Source organism: Sulfitobacter sp. HI0027 (assembly GCF_001634775.1).
In the GTDB taxonomy this organism is placed as follows: Bacteria; Pseudomonadota; Alphaproteobacteria; order Rhodobacterales; family Rhodobacteraceae; genus Sulfitobacter.
In genome coordinates, this window is the sequence record NZ_LWER01000437.1 from 60,184 (window position 1) to 77,073 (window position 16,890).

Annotated in this window: 19 protein-coding genes; 9 read left to right on the plus strand and 10 right to left on the minus strand. The window is 62.2% G+C overall.

The window, feature by feature from the left end; genetic code table 11:
* Positions 1 to 8: 8 nt before the first annotated feature.
* Both A3722_RS20155 and A3722_RS20160 read right to left on the minus strand, forming a co-directional pair.
* Positions 9 to 1,277, minus strand: a complete 1,269-nt coding sequence (locus A3722_RS20155; RefSeq protein WP_067629230.1) for a flagellar hook protein FlgE — start codon at positions 1,275 to 1,277, stop codon at positions 9 to 11.
* Between the two features lie 98 nt (positions 1,278 to 1,375).
* Positions 1,376 to 3,142, minus strand: a complete 1,767-nt coding sequence (locus A3722_RS20160; protein ID WP_067629232.1) for a hypothetical protein — start codon at positions 3,140 to 3,142, stop codon at positions 1,376 to 1,378.
* A gap of 99 nt (positions 3,143 to 3,241) precedes the next feature.
* Between A3722_RS20160 and flgF the strand changes: the two genes are divergently transcribed.
* From flgF to A3722_RS20185, 5 genes are all read left to right on the plus strand, one after another.
* Positions 3,242 to 3,985 carry a flagellar basal-body rod protein FlgF gene (gene flgF, locus A3722_RS20165; protein ID WP_067629234.1) on the plus strand — a complete coding sequence of 248 codons (744 nt, stop codon included), beginning with the start codon at positions 3,242 to 3,244 and terminating at the stop codon, positions 3,983 to 3,985.
* 32 nt (positions 3,986 to 4,017) lie between these two features.
* The gene (gene flgG / locus A3722_RS20170; protein WP_067629236.1) at positions 4,018 to 4,803 is read left to right on the plus strand and encodes a flagellar basal-body rod protein FlgG; all 786 of its coding nucleotides are present in this window, start codon (positions 4,018 to 4,020) and stop codon (positions 4,801 to 4,803) included.
* Positions 4,803 to 5,462, plus strand: a complete 660-nt coding sequence (gene flgA / locus A3722_RS20175; protein WP_067629238.1) for a flagellar basal body P-ring formation chaperone FlgA — start codon at positions 4,803 to 4,805, stop codon at positions 5,460 to 5,462. The genes flgG and flgA overlap by 1 nt, the downstream gene beginning before the upstream one ends.
* Complete coding sequence (locus tag A3722_RS20180; protein ID WP_067629240.1) at positions 5,459 to 6,229, plus strand: flagellar basal body L-ring protein FlgH; 771 nt, start codon at positions 5,459 to 5,461, stop codon at positions 6,227 to 6,229. The genes flgA and A3722_RS20180 overlap by 4 nt, the downstream gene beginning before the upstream one ends.
* An 80-nt stretch (positions 6,230 to 6,309) precedes the next feature.
* Complete coding sequence (locus A3722_RS20185; protein WP_067629242.1) at positions 6,310 to 6,879, plus strand: hypothetical protein; 570 nt, start codon at positions 6,310 to 6,312, stop codon at positions 6,877 to 6,879.
* Between the two features lie 19 nt (positions 6,880 to 6,898).
* Here A3722_RS20185 and A3722_RS20190 read toward each other — a convergent pair whose 3' ends face one another.
* The 6 genes from A3722_RS20190 to A3722_RS20215 form a co-directional block, all read right to left on the minus strand.
* The gene (locus tag A3722_RS20190) at positions 6,899 to 7,567 is read right to left on the minus strand and encodes a flagellar hook assembly protein FlgD (protein ID WP_067629244.1); all 669 of its coding nucleotides are present in this window, start codon (positions 7,565 to 7,567) and stop codon (positions 6,899 to 6,901) included.
* Between the two features lie 11 nt (positions 7,568 to 7,578).
* Positions 7,579 to 8,940 (minus strand): flagellar hook-length control protein FliK, encoded by a 1,362-nt coding sequence (locus A3722_RS20195; protein WP_067629246.1) that lies wholly within the window; start codon positions 8,938 to 8,940, stop codon positions 7,579 to 7,581.
* 53 nt (positions 8,941 to 8,993) lie between these two features.
* The gene (locus A3722_RS20200; protein WP_067629248.1) at positions 8,994 to 9,626 is read right to left on the minus strand and encodes a hypothetical protein; all 633 of its coding nucleotides are present in this window, start codon (positions 9,624 to 9,626) and stop codon (positions 8,994 to 8,996) included.
* A 275-nt stretch (positions 9,627 to 9,901) separates the two neighbouring features.
* Entirely contained in the window at positions 9,902 to 10,831 is a 930-nt protein-coding gene (locus A3722_RS20205; RefSeq protein ID WP_067629250.1) for a flagellar motor protein MotB, read from the minus strand.
* A 42-nt stretch (positions 10,832 to 10,873) separates the two neighbouring features.
* The gene (locus tag A3722_RS20210) at positions 10,874 to 11,341 is read right to left on the minus strand and encodes a MucR family transcriptional regulator (RefSeq protein WP_067629253.1); all 468 of its coding nucleotides are present in this window, start codon (positions 11,339 to 11,341) and stop codon (positions 10,874 to 10,876) included.
* Positions 11,342 to 11,527: 186 nt separating this feature from the next.
* Complete coding sequence (locus A3722_RS20215; protein WP_067629255.1) at positions 11,528 to 12,628, minus strand: hypothetical protein; 1,101 nt, start codon at positions 12,626 to 12,628, stop codon at positions 11,528 to 11,530.
* Positions 12,629 to 12,721: 93 nt separating this feature from the next.
* Here A3722_RS20215 and motA point away from each other — a divergent pair, with 93 nt between their 5' ends.
* The 4 genes from motA to A3722_RS20235 all read left to right on the plus strand — a co-directional run bounded on the left by motA (position 12,722) and on the right by A3722_RS20235 (position 14,785).
* Positions 12,722 to 13,588, plus strand: a complete 867-nt coding sequence (gene motA / locus A3722_RS20220) for a flagellar motor stator protein MotA (protein WP_067629257.1) — start codon at positions 12,722 to 12,724, stop codon at positions 13,586 to 13,588.
* On the plus strand, positions 13,585 to 13,848 hold the full coding sequence (locus tag A3722_RS20225) for a hypothetical protein (RefSeq protein ID WP_067629258.1): 264 nt from the start codon (positions 13,585 to 13,587) through the stop codon (positions 13,846 to 13,848). Before motA ends, A3722_RS20225 begins: the two co-directional genes overlap by 4 nt.
* Complete coding sequence (locus A3722_RS20230) at positions 13,845 to 14,270, plus strand: hypothetical protein (RefSeq protein WP_067629259.1); 426 nt, start codon at positions 13,845 to 13,847, stop codon at positions 14,268 to 14,270. The genes A3722_RS20225 and A3722_RS20230 overlap by 4 nt, the downstream gene beginning before the upstream one ends.
* A 176-nt stretch (positions 14,271 to 14,446) precedes the next feature.
* Complete coding sequence (locus A3722_RS20235; protein WP_067629260.1) at positions 14,447 to 14,785, plus strand: peptidoglycan-binding domain-containing protein; 339 nt, start codon at positions 14,447 to 14,449, stop codon at positions 14,783 to 14,785.
* 30 nt (positions 14,786 to 14,815) lie between these two features.
* On the opposite strand, the gene A3722_RS20240 is transcribed toward A3722_RS20235, so the two are convergent.
* Positions 14,816 to 15,733, minus strand: a complete 918-nt coding sequence (locus A3722_RS20240; RefSeq protein ID WP_067629261.1) for an MYG1 family protein — start codon at positions 15,731 to 15,733, stop codon at positions 14,816 to 14,818.
* Positions 15,734 to 15,823: 90 nt separating this feature from the next.
* The coding region (locus A3722_RS20245) for an alpha/beta hydrolase (RefSeq protein WP_150120567.1) at positions 15,824 to 16,890 on the minus strand (1,067 nt) is incomplete at its 5' end.

A 16,890-nucleotide genomic window follows, 5' to 3' on the forward strand; every position in this document is an offset into this window, starting at 1 on the left:
GCACCGGGTTAACGTTTGATACTTAGCGTTTCACTCAGCATTTCGTCGCTGGTGGTGATGATCTTGGCGCTGGAGGAATAGGCCCGCTGCGTCTGGATCAGGTCGGTCAGCTCTTGGGCGATATCCACGTTGGAGCCTTCCAGCGCGCCGCTGTTGATGCTGCCCAGACCGTTCAGCATCGGATTGCCGATGCTCACTGCGCCGGAATCGCGGGTGGCGACATAGGCGTTGCCATCGACCGAGCGCATCTGGTCGGGGTTGGCAACATTGGCAAGCGGCACTTGGAACAGCGCACGGCGCTGACCATTGTCAAAAACCCCGTAAAGGATGCCGCTGTCGCTCATCTCGGCCCGCTCGAGGCTGCCGGTCTCAGTGCCGTCATCCGCAAAAGCCGGAGGCGTGTAATCACCCGAGAACTGGGTCATCCCCTCAAAGGTGCCGGGCGCGCCGAAATCGATCTCAAGCGGTTGTGGAGTGCCGCCGTTGTTGATCTGTAGCGTCACAACACCGGTCGCGGGGTCAATCGGCAGGGTGCCGGGCGTGTAGCTCTCGGGGCTGCCCGCGTTGACGCCGCTGTCGGTGAAGTTCACCGTCGCATCGCCATAGCTGTTGCCTGCCTCATCGCTGATGCTGACGGTCCATTCATTGGCCGTGGTGCCCGGAGCCCAAGACAGGGTCAGCGCGTCGCTGCCGCCCAGCTGATTGACGTAGCGCAGGGTGGATTCGAAGGCCGTGCCGGTGCTGCCGGCCCCGGTCTCTTGCGCAGGCACATTGCCCGACACGCCGACGCGCGCACTGGGCGTACCTTGAACCTGATAGCTGGCCACATTCACGGTGCTGAGGTCATTGTAGCTGGTGCTGCTGACACTGCCGGTGGCCCCGGCTGCATCGGTGGGAAAGCCCGACAGAAAATAACCCGCAGAGTTGCGCAGGTTGCCGTCCTGATCCGGGGTAAAGGAGCCCGCACGGGTCATGTAGTAGTTGGATTCGACAGGATCATTTGGGTTGCGCGACACGACGAAAAAGCCGTCGCCCTGCACCGCCAGATCCGTTGAGCGACCCGTGCCCATGATGTTTCCATTGGCCGAGATATCAGCCCGCACATCCGTGAGCACCCCCGCCTGCGTCGCCCCGGTATTCTGCGTCACGAATTCCGAGAAGGTCCGCCGATAGCCAACCGTATTGGCGTTGGCGATATTGCTAGAGATGTTTTGGACGCGGGAGGAGTTGGCCTGCAACCCGCTGACCCCGATCTGAAGGGCGCTTGTAATGCTCATGACTTGATCCTGCTCGTTCTTGTTATTCTTGACCTATACATGAGAAAGCCGATTCTTCATGACCAAAGCAAGAATAAAATTTGAATTTGATATTTATGTCACTGACTTTCCTTGACATCCGTCACTTTGGTCACGGCTTCAAGGATACGGTCCGCGCTTTCCATGCTCAGCCGCATCACGTCTGATCCCAGCGGTCCCTCCCCTCGGGGCTGTGCGCCGAGCCCGGTGGCGAGGTCTGCCCAGCCGGGCAATTCGGCAAGCGCGGGAAAGGCCGCGGCGGCCCGGGCGACGGTCTCGCTGTCGCCCGCCTGATAGGCGGCAAGGGTCAGGCGCGTGGCATCGGCAAAGGCGAACTGCGGGGGATGGGCCTCCCACATTTCAAGAAAGGCCTGCCGGGCCGCGCTCCATTTGCCGGTCTCGTATAGGGCCACCGCACGGCTGCGGCGCAGGTCCATGTCTTGGGCGCGCAGGCGCAGGGCGGCCAACTCATCCGTGCGGCCCGCCTGTGCCAAGGCTTCGACCAAAAGAGCTTCGGCCTCGGCCCCCTGATCGTCGGCATAGCCGCTTAGTAAATCTACGGCCGCATCCGCCTGCCCGCCGACCAAAAGCGCACGGGCCTCGCCGCGGCGCAGATCGGCCAAAAGGGCTGCGTCCGGGGCATTCGCCCCGACCCCTTCCAAAGTCTCAGCCATCTCACGCAGAGCGCGAAATTCCCGCGCGGCAAGGGCTGTCATACCCGTATCCAGCAAGCGCTGCGGCACGGCGACGGCATGTTCCACAAAACCCGGATCGAAGCGCCAGCGGGCGCTGATGCGGGCGTGCCCCTCAAGGAACGGCCCCAGATCGAGCTCACCTGCAGCGCCCGCGGCGTAGAATGCGCCATAGATGTCCCGCGCCTGCGCGCGTAGCGCGTCGGCCTCATCATCAGGGGCGCTGCGCAGCAAATTGTGCAAGGCCCAAAGGGCGGTATCGGTATCGCCCTGCTCTGTCGCGACCTCGGCCAGCAGCACCGCGCCCTCGCGACCAAGGTCATCCCCGCTCCACATCCAGCGGGCGGTTTTGAGCAGCGACAGCGCATCTTTCCCCGGCAAAGTCTCGGTTTCTCGCCCCATCCGAACCAGCGCGAGCCGCGCCCGTTGCGCATAGAGATCGCGGCCCTGCGCGGCTTGGACATACCCCTCAAAGGCCATCAAAAGATCGCCCGACACTTCTGACGCGCGGGCCAGCAGGTAGCGATAGGCGGGGCCATCGCGCAACTCTGCATGTTTGGGAAACTGCGCGGCCAGTGCCTGCGCCACATCCCAATTCTCGGCCTCCAAAGCCGCCTCAAGCAGGTCCGGCAGGACCGCGGCTTGGATCGCGGGTGACAGGGCGCCGAGGCTCTCCAACGTGCGCGGCATCAAACGCGCCGCCTCCTCCGCCGCCCCCAGCCGGGCAAAGGCCGCTGCCCGCAGGGCCTGCCCCTCGCTCCACCCGACGGACCAAGACACCGCCTGCCCCAAATCTCCGCCCGCGCCCGCGTCCTCTTCCAACAAAGCAAGGGCGAGGTTCAATGTTCGATGCCGCCGCGCTGCGTCACCTTTGAGGGTCTCGGCGTCGAGTGCCGCCAGAAAGCCTGCCGCCTCAGGGCGCATCATCCATGCAAGGTGCAATTCCGAAAGGTCCAGCAGCGCCGCGGCCCGCTGAGGGGCATCCGGATCGGTCGCGGCGAAAAGCTGCATCATCAGCGCTTCACGTGCGGCAAGGAAATCCTCTTGCCCATGTTCCACCAAGGACAGAGGCGCAAAGACAGACCCTTCCTCCCCCGCCACAGGCGCGGCCAAGATCAAAGAGAGACCAAGAACAATGTTGTGCAGATGCTTCATTCTATGAATAGATGCACTTTATTCTTGTAAAGATCCATTCTTTATTTCACACTGACCTTCAATAAAGTCACGCCATCCTTGCCCAAACTGAGGCCCGCCATGACGGAAACCAGCCATATCAGCATGTCGCTGGCGACTTCCCTTCAGCGCCAACTCGACATCACCGCCAACAACATCGCCAACGCCAGTACCGCAGGCTACAAGGGCGAACATGTGGTGTTCGAAGCGCTGTTGCAGGACAACACCGCGCTTGGCGACGATCAGGCGGCTTTCGTCAGCGACACGGGCTCTTACATCGACACCCGCCCCGGCGCGTTGTCGCAGACCGGCAACCCGCTGGACGTGGCGCTGCATGGCGAGGGGTGGTTCAGCTATCAAACCGCCGACGGGCAGCAGGCCTTTGGCCGCGATGGCAGCTTTGTCCTCGACCCAGAGGGCAATCTGACCCTGTTGTCGGGGGCCAAAGTGCTCGACGCGGGCGGTGCACCGATCCAACTGCCACCCGCAGGACTGGGCGACATCAACATTTCTGAAGACGGCACAATTTCGGGCAGCGAGACCGGCCCGCTGGGCCGTATCGGCGTTTTTAATATCCCCGAAATCCAAAGCTACAAGCGACTTGGCGGCGGCATGTTGGTCGCGCCAGAGGGCGCCGCCAATCCCGCCGTGGCCGAAGCCGTGCAGGTGCGCCAAGGCACGCTGGAGCTTAGCAACGTCAACCCGGTGCGCGAGATGACCCGCCTGATCGACGTGCAACGCGCCTATGAGCGCACCAATACCATGATGGGCAATGCGGACGACCTGCGCCGCGACTCGCTCAAACGGATCGCGCAGGCGGTCTGACCCGGCATCCGTAAAACGGAAGGAACGAGACAATGAAGGCACTTAGCATCGCCGCAACCGGCATGATGGCGCAGCAGACCAATGTCGATGTGATCTCGAACAACATCGCCAACGCGAACACCACCGGGTTCAAAGCCAGCCGCGCCGCCTTTCAGGATCTGATCTATCAATCGATGCAGCGCGAGGGCGCCGTCACTTCCGAGGCCGGATCGACCCGCCCCGTGGGCATCGACATCGGCATGGGCGTGCAGACCGCAGGCACCGTGCGGTTGAATACGCAAGGCGGCATGGTCGCCACCGAGAACCAGCTTAACGTCGCCATCGACGGGCGTGGGTATTTCTCGGTCACGCTGCCCGATGGCGGCACCGCTTATACCCGCGACGGGTCGTTCCAACTCTCCCCCGAGGGGGAGATCGTCACGATGCAGGGCTACCGCGTCGAGCCGGGCATGGTCGTGCCCGAAAACACCACAGCGGTCGAAATCAACGAACAGGGCGTCGTGATGGCCTATGTCGAAAACGATCCCGTGCCGGTGGAGCTGGGCCAGTTCACCCTCACCACCTTTGTCAACGAGCCGGGGATGCGCCCGGTGGGCAACAACTTCCTGCTGGCAACCGAAGCCTCCGGCGAAGCGCAAGTGGTGAACCCCGGTGATCCGGGCGCGGGGATGATCCGTCAGGGCTATCTTGAGGCGTCCAACGTGAATGTCATCCAACAGATTACCGATCTGATCTCGGCGCAGCGCGCCTATGAGATGAACTCCAAATCAATCGAGACCGCAGACCAGATGCTCTCGGCTGCGAACCAAATCCGCTAATGAAACGGCTCGCCGCCCTCTTCCTTGGCCTGATGGTGCTGACGGGCCATGCCCTCTCGGCCCCCATCGGCGTGTTGGTCGAGGAACGCGCGCGCACGGATTACGCCGACAGCCTGCCGCAAGACGGCGAGTTTGAGATCACGGTCAAGGACGCCCCGGCTGACGCCGTGTTGACGCTGGCAGAGTTTTGGATGGACCCGCGCAGCGGCAAGTTTCTGGCCAATGCGGTGCTTGAGACGGGCGAGGTACAGCGCATCGGCGGCTATGCCCTTGTGACCATGCCGGTCCCTGTCCCCGTCACGCGCCTGCTGCCCGATGACATCATCATGGAAGACGACCTGACCGTCATGCGCCTGCCCGTGGGACGCATCGGCACCTATGTGATGACGGATATGGAAGAGGTCATCGGCAAACAGGTCCGCCGCGTCCTGACGCCGGGCCGCCCGATCCAGATCCAGTCCATCATCCAGCCCTTGGTCATCAACCGGGGCGAGCGGGTGGATATCTATTTCAGCGACGGGCTTCTGGCCCTCTCCTCTCCGGGGCGCGCACTTGATGATGCGCATGAGGGGCAGGAAATCCGTATCGTGAACCTTGTCAGCAACAAAACGGTCACCGGCATCGCCACCGGCGAAGGGACCGTGGAGATCATTCGATGACCACCGCTTTCGCGCGCCCCTCTGTCTTGATGTTGGGCGCGGCCCTTGCCCTGACCGCCTGTGATACCGCAGATCACTTCGACCGCGATCCGCAGCCCTCGCCGATCGTGGTGGATGGGCAAACCATCCCTGAAGTGGCCCGCGTTCAAGTGCCGATGCCCGCCGTCGCGATGGAACCGCCGCGCCTCGGCAGCGCCAAAGCCTCGCTCTTCTCGGCCCGCAGCGAAGCGTTGTTTGCGGACCAGCGCGCCGATGATATCGGTGATATCGTCACGGTCGTGATCTCAATCGACGACCGCGCGCAATTGCGCAACTCCACCGACCGCGAACGCGAGGGCGCAAGCTCCATCGGTTTCCCGACATTCTTTGGCTATGGCGCGAAAATTGCCGCAATTCTGCCCGGAATCAGCGCAGCCGACCTCCCGAGCGGCGATGTCGTCGAGATCGGCTCGGCCTCCGAGGCAAGCGGCTCCGGCGCCATTTCGCGCAACGAACAGATCGAGCTTAAAGTGGCCGCCTTGGTCATCGACAAATTGCCCAACGGCACGCTCGTGGTCGCGGGACGCCAAGAAATCATGGTCAATCAAGAGCTGCGGGAGCTGCGCATGGCCGGGATCGTGCGCCCTGCCGACATCCGGGATGACAACACCATCTCTTATGACAAGATCGCCGAAGCTCGCATCGCCTATGGCGGTCGCGGCACGCTTTCGCGCGCCCAAGAGCGCAGTTACGGTGAAGATGCGATGGATGTGATCCTGCCCTATTAATTCGCGACTTGGTCACAAAGTGAGACCATTGCCGTCGCAATCGACCGTTAAACCTGACGAAAGCTCAGGAAAGGTCGAACATGAAAAAGGCAGCAATCGCATTCGTAGCACTCCCCTTGCTTTGCATGGGTGCAGGCTATGGCGCCGGTCTAGCCCTTGCCCCTGCCCCAGCCGAAGCGGCGGGAACAGAGATCGATGAAAACGCCCCCCATGGCGCGGATGAGGCGGCAAAAGACGCAGCCCATACCCCCGAGAAAGACGCCCATGGCGAGGCATCCGCCAAGGATGAGGCCCAAGCGCCGATGGACAGCTATGAACTGGCCAAGGACCGCACCGTGGTGCGGCTTGGTCAGATGACGATCCCGGTGGAGAAGACCAACAGCGTCTCTTATATCGTGGCGGATTTCGCGCTGAAGATGGGAACACTGGAATTGGCCGAACGCTACCGCCGGGTCGAGGATGCGACGCGGATGCGCGATTCCCTTTTGCAGGCGATGAACCTCGCCGCCGAAAGCGCTGTGCTGCGCGGGGTGGCGATTGACAGCGAAGCCCTCTCGCGGCTGCTGCGCGATCTGATCAGCAAAGAGCATAAGGGCGTCGACGATGTGATGTTCGTATCGCTCTACAAACAGGATGTAGCGCGGCTCTGACCCGCGCCGCGCCGAAGGTTTACAGAACCGAACGCACCACGTTCGACAGCACGGATTCCCCGTTATCTAACTCCAACTCCGGCCCTAGGGCGGTGAAGTTCACCCGCGTCACCTCGGACCGGGTCAACGGGGTCACCCCCACGTCATTGCCAGCGGCATCCGTCGCCGTGATCTCAACCCGGAAAGTATCGGGCGGCACCGGCAGGCCCACTGAATCGAGGCGGTTCCAATCCACGTCGATCACCTCTCCCTCTGCGGTAGAGGGGCCGGGCATCTCGCGGATCAGGCTGCCGTCTTGGGAATAGATGCGGACAGTCACATCCTCCGCCCCGGCATTGAGTTGATAGCTCAGCGGGAATTCATCTTCGGTCATGCGCACTTGGGTCGAGGGGACAAGCACGTCGCGCCCGATCAATTGCAGGTCCGACATCGCGCCGACGGTGGAAAGCATCGTGCTGATCTGCTCAAGGCTCGCGTTGGTCGCGATGCTTTGCTCGACTTGAGTCAATTGCGCCAATTGCGAAACGAACTGCGTCGAATCCACCGGGTTTAGCGGGTCTTGGTTCGAAATCTGCGCCGTCAGCAGAGTGAGAAAGCTGTTGTAGCTCTCCTGAAGCTCAGCCGAAGAGGTCGCCGCCGCCGAGGTGTTGGCGGTGCTCAGGGTGCTTGCTGTGGTCGCGTCAATCATGGTCTCGCCTTTCAGGTGAGGATATCCAACTGCCCGGCGCTCAAGTTTGAGCTGGGGGGTTGCGGCAAGGGCTGGGCGTCACTGCCCGGCGCGTCATTGGCCTGCGCTGCTTTCTGGGTGAACTCTGGCCCCTGCTGCTGCCCGCCGTTGCGGCCCCGGTCGTCGAAGGTCTGGAAATCAAGGTCGGCGTTATCGGCGCTGATGCCGCGCGACTGCAGCGCATCCAGCAGTTGTTCGCGGTCTTGCCGCAACATGTTCAGCACCGAGGCGCTTTCAGTGGTCATGGCGATCTGCATGCGGCCCGTCTCGCTGCGCACGACTTCGATCTCGATCTCGCCCATGCCGTAGGGCGAGAGCGAGAAGCGCAGCTTGTTGTCGGCAGTGTCGAGGCCGCGGATCTGCTGGCTGACATGCTGGCGCAGTTGCTCATCTGGCGAGGCGGCGGGGTTCGGCGCGGGCGCGGGTGTCGGCTGCGGCGGGCTGAGGCGAAGCCCCTCACTCTGCGGGGCTTGCGGTGCGGTCAAAGCGGCGACTTCGCGCAGCGCGGCCTCGGCTGCCGGGGCGCTCGTGCCGGGCTGGGGCGCCTTGGCGGCATCGACAGAGGCGCTGAACCGGTCGGCGGCGGCGGTGATGCGGGGATCTGCGGCTTCCGCGCTCAAGTCCACCTGCGCGGCGGAAATTGTACTGGCCTCGGCAGCCGCAACGGGCGCGGCGGACGCAGCGCCCGCGGCGCCCATTTCTGTAGTCGGAGTGGGCGTCAACCGCAGGACCGACGTGTCGCCCGAGGATACCGGCTTGGCGGTGACTTGACCGACGATACCATCAATTTGCAAAGCCGGCGCTGCCCCTTCGGACATCCCTAAGGCCTGCCCCTTAACGATGGCGATCCGCCCGACGACCGGCACCACCGCCGACGCGATGCTAAGCTGGCTGGCCGGCGTCGGGATGCGCATGGCACGGCCAAGTTTTTCTTCCAGCGCGGCCTCAAGGCTGGGGTCGTCAAACTGGGCCACCGCTTCCAACGCGCCGACGCTGTCGGGCGGCGCCGCGCCCAAGGCTTCGGCAAATGCGGCGAGTGCGGCCTTTGGGGTGACCGGGTTGTTGGTCTCCTCCAGCCCCGCGATGGTGCGATCCATCAAGGCCATCAGCCCCTCTGCCGTCTCAAGGTCGATCCCCTCGGGCAGCGCATCCTCGGTGGTGTCTGTTTCCGGCAAGGGGGTTTGCATGGCCTGAACTTGCGGCTCTGGCGTGGCCTCTTGGCCCGCCATGCCCTGCATCAACGTGGCAAAGCCTTCGACCGCCCCTTTTTGGGGCGGCTGCCCGAGACCTGCGGCTGTCTGCACCGCAGGTGCTGCCTGAAGCTGAGCAATCATTTCACGTCCTCCAACTTGGGCCTCCGCATGGGAATCCGAAGGCCCTTTTGGGATCAGGAGATCCGCACGTTTCCGCGCTGATCTTCGAAGGCGCGGCGCGCGCTGCGGCCTTCAACAAGGGCTTTCAACCGCAAAGTCCACTGATTGAGGGTCACGGGAGTCTCCGTACCGGTCAGGGCCCGCAGCGAAATCTGGGCGCTCTCGGCGGGCTGTGCTGCAAAGACCGAGTGACTGTCGACCGGACGGCCCCAGTACTGCCCCAGAACCGCGCTCAACCCCATGCGGAAGGCCGCAGGCTCAAGCCCCAGCTTGAGCAGCTCATCCGCCTCTGCCGCGTGATGATATGCCTGACCCAATGCGTGTAGAACGCTGTCTTCGTCCATCATCGGGAACAGTCCGCGCCCGATGATCCCGATCAAGACTTCGCCCACCAGCGCACCGGCGGCTTGGGAGATATTTGTGAAATTGTCGCTTTTGCGAATGACGACGAGCGAGCCATAAGGCACATCGGCGTCGAGTTCTTCGGCAAGGATATCGCCAAGGCAAATGCCCGGGATCGGTTCGATGCAATCTGGCATTGCCACCGGGTGACCGGCCCAATCCTGCATCTCGAAGACCGAAGCTTGAACCGGAATCAGCGCCCGGATCAGCATGTAGAAATGACGGCCATCGGCCGATGAATCCATGTGGCAGGCACCCTTCCAGATGCCACCTATAAGTGAGTTTACCTGCATTTCCGCCTCGTTCAGGACGTTCTGTCCATGGTTTATCCGGGCGTTTTTTAAAAGTTTTTTAGGTGCCCGGTGCTCGTTTATTGCTTTAGGTCTAGATCGCAAGACCTTGACCGTCAACAATTTTTCAAGACCGGAAATTATTTTTGGGAATCAGCGGCAGGGATGTCGCACTTTTGCCGAGGCTTGAATTACGCGCAACCGTGCCGATAGAGCCTTGAAAACAAGGGCTACTCGGCCTGGTACACCAAGCGAATCGAGATGCGGCGATTTTCCGAGGCCAAGGGATCGATTGTGTTGATCGGTTGTGTGTCGGCCACACCGGAAACCCGCATGAACCGCGCGCCAGCGATGCCCGCGGCCATCAGCGTGCGGCGCGTGGCGTTGGCACGATCCGCCGACAATTCCCAATTCGTGTAGCCGTTGTTCGCGCCAAAGGCGGCGGCATCGGTATGGCCCACGATCTCAACCGGCTGGTTCTGATCGGCAATCACATCACCAATCGCCAGCAGCAATTTGCGGGTCTTGGGCGTCACATCAGCACTGCCCCGTGCAAAGAGCGACCGTTCGTCCTGATCCAGCACCTGAACCGTCAGCGCCCCGTTCGATTTCTCCAACCGGACATTGCGCGCCAGACCATTCAGCGTGCTGTCCGAGGTGATCCGCTCGGCGATATCTTCGGCCATGCGGTCGATCTCGGACTGGCGGCGCTCGGATTCCTCAATCGCGGCCAATGTGGCGGGATCGGCGGCTGCTGCGGGCTCGGGCGCTTCGGCATATTCCACGACCACTGCCGCCGGTTTGTCGCGCAGCCGGCTGTCGAAAACCATCATCGGGTTGTCCCGGCCAAAGGTCGGCTTTTGCACATTGCCGGTGTTGTCGACCGCGCCGGTCATCACCCCGGCGGCCATCAGTGGACGCAGGTCCGCCGCGGCATCTGAAGAGGACCCGCCGTCCGACACCGTGGGGGTAAAGTAATTGGCCAGGCCGCGCAGCTTTTCCTCATCCGAGGCAGCGAGAATCCACAGCAGCAGGAAAAACGCCATCATAGCGGTCATGAAGTCTGCATAGGCCACCTTCCAACCGCCGCCGTGGTGGGCATGGCCGCCCTCCGCGTCGTAGCGCTTGATGATGATCATCGCGTTCTTTTTGTCAGCCATCACACGGCCTCCCGACTACGCAAGATCGGGCCCGGGGCCAGATCAGGAAAGCTCTGCGTTGTTGTCCGACTTGTCGCGGCTGTACTTGCCCAACCCGGCGCGTTTCGCGTATTCGGCCTTGCGCTTGGAATAGCTCGGTGCGACCAGCGGCGCGTCGGCGGGCAGGCTGAACATCACGCGGTATTCCGCTTCGGTCAGCCCATGTTCGGCCCCGAGGTGACGCTTGAGCATTTTGAACCCCTTGCCGCAGCACAGGCAAAAGATCGTGTCATCGGTCATCGGTTGCTCACCCGGCGCGGCAGTCATGCCTTGGGCCTTGGGCGCGATGGGCGCGGCGGCGGCGGGGATGTTGGCCAATGCGGTGGCAGGGGCGTCAGCCGGGGTGGCACGCAGACGCTCGACCAAGGTCAAGATATCGTCGATTGTCACGTCGCTGCGGCTGGCGAAACCCGAAACGATGGTCGCAATCGCGGTATCGCTTAGATTCTGCTTGGGGGGTACATTAGGCATGAAGCAACTTCCTTGTTAAGTTAATCTTGCCTTCTGCAAGGTTCGCGAAGCATTTAAGAAGCGCTTCGCAAGGGACGCAGCAAAGATAAATAATTCTTTGCCGTTTATTCTTATCACGATTCGAATTGTATTTGGAACCCGCGCAAGCATTGGCAAGCACTTTTCCGCCATATTGTGCAGAATGCATCACGGCTCCATCTGGGCGACGGTTTTGAAAATCGCGCTCTTCGGGGACGGATCAGAAACCGCGTCATTCCCCGTCGTCTGCGCGATGATCGTGCTGAACAGACCGGTCACCCCCAGCCCTGCCACCGCGATCAGCGGGATATGCAGCGACTTCCACAGGCTCTTGCGTGGTGCGGGCGGCTGCGGCGTCAACGTCGCAGGGTCAAGCAACTCAGGCTCGGGTGCCGGGGGCACGTCAATCGGTGTGCCGAATTCGACAAAGATACCCCGGGGCATGACTGCGACCTTCACTTCGCGCCGCTCACAACTGTCGCTGAACCCGGCGGGGAAAAGCTCGGCCGGGATGTCGATCACCATGTTATCCTTGGGCCGCCACTCCGCCGCGAGCGTATCGCGGGGGATATAGACTGATGCAAAATCGTCACGAAACGCAATGTCACGCACCAAGGTCGGCACCATGGGCAGCGGCTTTTCCGGGCTGGCCGCGATTCGCATCCGCCCCCCGGCGAGCCACATTTCAAGGCGCACATAGAAACACTCACCCGGCTGCACCTCGGCGGAGGGCATATAACCTTCGGGCGGGCCCGTGCGCAGCTTGCGGCGCTTGCGGGTGCCGATGGGAAAGATCTTGTTGGTGCTGACGCGCTGGAACTGCTCCAATTCAGGGCGCTGGCGCATCAACTCGTCGAAATCCAAGCCCTCTTCGCGGGCGAAGTTGTAGTTGATCAGGTAATCCGCCGCGGTCTCTTCCAGGGTTTTGCTTTCCTGAATTGCCTTCAACAGCGCGTTTTCCTCAGAAAACAACAACCTGCGGCAGGGATGCCCCTCAACTTCGGGGCTGACGGCAAAGCTGCCCACGGGACGATCAAGGATATCCGCAACCCGGTCGAAAACCGCGTGCTCTTCGTCATTGTGAAAGACCACGAACTCACAAAGGCCACCCGCATCCATGCAAAGCAGCAGCCGCATCTCCTCGGGCCAGCCCTGCACAAGCACCGAAAGCTCGGAGGGATCGACGAAATAGGCGAAGGCGTCGGGCTCTTGCAGAGCGTCGACATCATTCCTCAACTCTTCTTTGACCGAAAAACCACTATTCATCATAGAAACCCAAGTTCTTTCCTAGATAATACTTGTATAGACCCATTCGCTCAAGGATAAAGTAAGAATAGTTTCTTTTTGGAGGCGTGTGCAGCAATGACACTCTTGCTTGGTCTTGTAATGGTCTTCGGTCTGGTCTTTGGCGGCTTCATGCTGTCGGGGGGCAATATGGACATCGTCCTGTACGCCCTTCCCTATGAAGGCATGATGATCGGCGGCGCCTCTCTCGGGGCCTTCGTGATCGCCAACTCCTTCTCGGTGGTGAAGTCATCGCTGGTCGGGGTGATGCGCGTGGTCAAGGGGCCGCGTTGGAAGGCGGCGGATTACAACGATCTGCTGGCGCTGATGTTCGAACTGGCGCGTCTTTATAAGACCAAGGGCATCGTCGCGATGGACGAGCATATCGAAAACCCCGAAGCCAGCCCGATCTTTCAACGCTACCCCAAGCTGATGAAAGACCATTTTCTGACCGACCTCATCGCCGACAGCTTCCGCATGATGTCGATGCAATTCGACGACCGTTTTCAAATGGAAGACGTGTTGAACCGCAAGATCAAGAAGCACCACCATGAATCACTCGTCTCTGCCAGCGCGATCCAGAGCATGGCCGACGGGCTGCCCGCCATCGGCATCGTCGCGGCGGTGCTGGGGGTGATCAAAACCATGTCCTCAATCGACAAGCCGCCAGAGATCCTTGGCGCAATGATCGGCGGGGCCTTGGTGGGCACCTTCCTCGGGGTCTTCCTTGCCTACTGCATGGTGCAGCCCATCGCGGGCCGGTTGGAGCAGATCGAAGAGGAAGACGGCGCGATATATACCGTGATCCGCGACGTGATCGTGGCCATCGTGGCGGGCCACCCCCCCGGCATCTGCATCGAGCTGGGCCGCGGCAACATCCCCACGACGAAACAGCCGAACTTCTCCGCCGTGGAGGCCTCGCAGCGCGAACTGCCCGCGGTATGATGCGCGCCCTGCCCCTGCCCCTGATCGCGCTCGTCGCGCTTCTTGCCGGGCCGGGACTGGCCGCCAGCACGGACGACGAAAAAGACGCAGAAAAGGTCGACAAGGCCGCCGAAGCGGAAGCCCGCCTGCCCAATTCCATGCGTCGGCACGGGGTAATCGGCCATGTTCCCCCGATGGCGGGGCTACCGCTGCTTGATCCTGAGGTGCTGGAGCGGATGCGCGAGCGGCTCATTGTCCTGTCGCAGGGCGCAAAGCCGTGAAACCGCGTCGCGGCGACGGGCTGGCTGTACTCTCACGGCTCAAACGCTTTGAGATGGAGAATGTGGCGCTGGAGATGGCCGAGGTGAACCGCGCCCTGACCCAGATCGAAAACGAACGCCACAGCCTGATGGAGCAGCTCAATGACCGTGGCGACCCCGATGCCGTGGAATCGACGCGCGTGGTCTCGGCCTTCATCCGCAACGTCTCGGAAACGATCCACCGCAAAGAGGCCGAGGCCGAGCGGCTGCGCGCCGATAGCGCGGGCATCCACGACAGGCTGAACGGGCTCTTCGCCGAGGCCAAGCGCATTGACCTGATCCGCAACCGCCGCGCCGAGGCCCGCAAGCAGGCTTTGCAAGAAGCCGAAACGGCTGCCCAAGCCGAAGGTTTCCTGTCGATCTGGCTCGACGATCAGCGCTAGCGGGTCTACCCATTTACGGGAACTATTTCCGAAAATTCCCCTAAATAGCGAATATCGGACAAGAAAAAACCGCAATTCGATTCCATCAAAACCGCATTGTATATGCCGCCCCGGGGAGGGGCGCCGAGGCCGATGAGTTTGTATTTCGGCTTCGGTATAGTTTGAGAGGAATTACGATGAAGCGAAGAGGTTTTTTCACCGCCGCCGCTATCGGTGCTGCGTCATTCCGTGTCAGCCCGCTCTACGCGCAATCGGCGGGGGTGACCCTTGCCGAGGTGCAGGCCCTATTCCAGAGCCGCGATCTGGGCGCGCGCCGTATGGTGCAAGACAGCCTCAAACACGAAGGCTATTACACGGGGGCCATCGACGGCGCATGGGGGCCGGGGACCGCAGAGGGCTTTCGCGCGCTCATGGCCTCCGACCGCTACCAGCGCCACGCGCCGACATGGACTTTCGCCCATGAGATACAGGTCAGCGAAACGATGTTTTTCCTGACCTCCGACGCCTATATGTGACCCCTTCCGGGGCCCTTTGGGGCCTCGGCCTTAGCTGGCTTCCGCGACCGCCAATTCGGCCATGCGCAGCGCTGCCTCTCGGGTTGCCGCCACGGCGATGAAGCGCGCGTTGTGGCAGAATTTTGCCCCCGGCACGCCGCTTGCAGCCTCCAATTCGGCATCCGTTAGCCCGGCCCAAGCCTCGGGCAGATCGGCGCGGGCCTCGAAACTATCGCCGCTTTTGCGGATCGTGGTCAAAGCCCAATCGTCCCCGCGCGGGTGCACGACGAAAAGCAGATGATCCGCTCCGGCCTTTTCCACCGCCGAGCGGAAGGGCATGCCCGTCGGCAGCTCCAGCACGCGCCCGCTGCCTGCCGCCTCAATGGCCTGCATCACCATCGACTCGGCCCGGCGTTTGGCGGCTTTGCCTTTGATCGCGGCTTCGACAAAGGCGCGGGCAACTGGCAAAGCGGCCATGAAAGCCCGGTCGTCGGCATCCTCGCCCCGTTCATCGAAAACCGGTTTCAGTGTCTCCAACAACACTGGCAGGGTCATGCCCGCCAGCGGCCCCGCCACCGACGGCTCAAGCGCGCCATTGTCGATCAGGTCAACCGGCAGCACGAAACCTTGGTCGAAGCTGCGGTGAATATCCTCAAGGTCCGCATCGGGCAGGTCAAAGCTGCGCAGATAGTCGCGGCCATAGTGCTGCCAAATCAGCCCGAAAGAGCTGAAAGGCTGGCCATCTTCGCGCAGCGGGCCGGGGCGCTGGTGGTGGTCAAAGATCGACGCCTCGGCGTCATAATCGCGGCCTACGTCATAGATGATCCGCCCCGCGCCCGGCGTGATCCACTGGACGTCACGGCTGCGCAGCAGCGTCGCATCCGGGTAGAGCCGCGTCAGAATGACGGAGGACAAAAGCTCATCCGCGTGAAAGCCGCCCGAATGGGTGACGAGATGGGTGATGGTCATGGGGCTGGCTCCGCTCGGGCTGGAAAAATCGGTCAATGCTTGCTCGCGCCCCCATACTGCGCGGCGCGGGCCAAGTGCAAGCCGCCCGCCTTAGCGCGACAGCGCGACCAGCGTGGCCGAGACGGGATCAAGGATGAAGGCACCGACCTGTGCCCGGGCCTCCGCCAGCCTATCGCCCCCTTCCGGCATCAACTGCACGAGAGACGCAAAGCGGTTGTGATGGGTACCATCCACCGCGCCAATGGCCGAGATATCGACCAGCAAAACACCATAGCGTTTGGCCAGCGCCTGCACCGCAGGCGTGCTGGCGTTGGTCCGCCCGATCCGAGGCCGTGCCCCGGCAAGACCCGCCGAGATGCGCAGCGCCCGATCATCCGGCGCCACGAGGATGGCCATTGGTGGATCAAGTGGCCCGATCACCTCAATCTGTTTGCGAAAGACATCCACGTCAATGTCGGGTGCCGCGAGCACGACATCGCTCAGCCGTGCGATCACCTCATCTTGCCCCGACAGGCGCAATTGCCGCAGCGCCTCGGCCACCAGCCAGCCGCCCATGCTGTGACCGAAAAGCGTGATCTCCCCCACATCGGGATCAGCAGCGAGGGTGCCGAGCATGGCGACCAGTTCATCGCGGGAATAGGCCGCAGCGTCTTTGTCGGCGACATAGCCCACCACGGTTCCGGCAGAGGGCCAAGCAAACAGGATCGGCTGTTCGGGCAGATGCCCGTCTGCCGCCACCTGCGCCAAACGGAACAGCGATTCCGGAAAGGTCTGGTTGTAGCCATGGACAAAGACCATCACATCCTGTCGCGCCCGCCCTGATCGGCGGATATCTGGTTCGCGCAGGGGATCACGCGCCGTCACCGCAAAGCTGCGGCTCGGGTCGGGGTCTTCGTCAGGCCATTCGATCTTGCTGGCCTCATGATTTGGCGGGATGGCGATGGTAAACCGCTCATAATTGAGCCCACGGGCGCGGGCATCGGTATAATGCCCCGACTGCGCGTCGCGGCCCCGGGTAGAGGCCACGGTGATAGCCAAAGACCGCGCGGAGCCGTCTGCCGGCACGACGGTCAAAGTCTCTCCGCCCGGGCGCGGCGCGCAGGCCGACAGCAGGACGACCAAAACCGCGCAGAGCGACTGCCCCCCCCTGCCCCCGA

What these genes read in the sequence shown, in the direction of transcription:
- A3722_RS20155 (WP_067629230.1), bottom strand. Translation starts at nt 1,277, where the DNA reads ATGAGCATTACAAGCGCCCTTCAGATCGGGGTCAGCGGGTTGCAGGCC.
- A3722_RS20160 (WP_067629232.1), bottom strand. Translation starts at nt 3,142, where the DNA reads ATGAAGCATCTGCACAACATTGTTCTTGGTCTCTCTTTGATCTTGGCC.
- flgF (WP_067629234.1), top strand. Translation starts at nt 3,242, where the DNA reads ATGACGGAAACCAGCCATATCAGCATGTCGCTGGCGACTTCCCTTCAG.
- flgG (WP_067629236.1), top strand. Translation starts at nt 4,018, where the DNA reads ATGAAGGCACTTAGCATCGCCGCAACCGGCATGATGGCGCAGCAGACC.
- flgA (WP_067629238.1), top strand. Translation starts at nt 4,803, where the DNA reads ATGAAACGGCTCGCCGCCCTCTTCCTTGGCCTGATGGTGCTGACGGGC.
- A3722_RS20180 (WP_067629240.1), top strand. Translation starts at nt 5,459, where the DNA reads ATGACCACCGCTTTCGCGCGCCCCTCTGTCTTGATGTTGGGCGCGGCC.
- A3722_RS20185 (WP_067629242.1), top strand. Translation starts at nt 6,310, where the DNA reads ATGAAAAAGGCAGCAATCGCATTCGTAGCACTCCCCTTGCTTTGCATG.
- A3722_RS20190 (WP_067629244.1), bottom strand. Translation starts at nt 7,567, where the DNA reads ATGATTGACGCGACCACAGCAAGCACCCTGAGCACCGCCAACACCTCG.
- A3722_RS20195 (WP_067629246.1), bottom strand. Translation starts at nt 8,940, where the DNA reads ATGATTGCTCAGCTTCAGGCAGCACCTGCGGTGCAGACAGCCGCAGGT.
- A3722_RS20200 (WP_067629248.1), bottom strand. Translation starts at nt 9,626, where the DNA reads ATGGATTCATCGGCCGATGGCCGTCATTTCTACATGCTGATCCGGGCG.
- A3722_RS20205 (WP_067629250.1), bottom strand. Translation starts at nt 10,831, where the DNA reads ATGGCTGACAAAAAGAACGCGATGATCATCATCAAGCGCTACGACGCG.
- A3722_RS20210 (WP_067629253.1), bottom strand. Translation starts at nt 11,341, where the DNA reads ATGCCTAATGTACCCCCCAAGCAGAATCTAAGCGATACCGCGATTGCG.
- A3722_RS20215 (WP_067629255.1), bottom strand. Translation starts at nt 12,628, where the DNA reads ATGATGAATAGTGGTTTTTCGGTCAAAGAAGAGTTGAGGAATGATGTC.
- motA (WP_067629257.1), top strand. Translation starts at nt 12,722, where the DNA reads ATGACACTCTTGCTTGGTCTTGTAATGGTCTTCGGTCTGGTCTTTGGC.
- A3722_RS20225 (WP_067629258.1), top strand. Translation starts at nt 13,585, where the DNA reads ATGATGCGCGCCCTGCCCCTGCCCCTGATCGCGCTCGTCGCGCTTCTT.
- A3722_RS20235 (WP_067629260.1), top strand. Translation starts at nt 14,447, where the DNA reads ATGAAGCGAAGAGGTTTTTTCACCGCCGCCGCTATCGGTGCTGCGTCA.
- A3722_RS20240 (WP_067629261.1), bottom strand. Translation starts at nt 15,733, where the DNA reads ATGACCATCACCCATCTCGTCACCCATTCGGGCGGCTTTCACGCGGAT.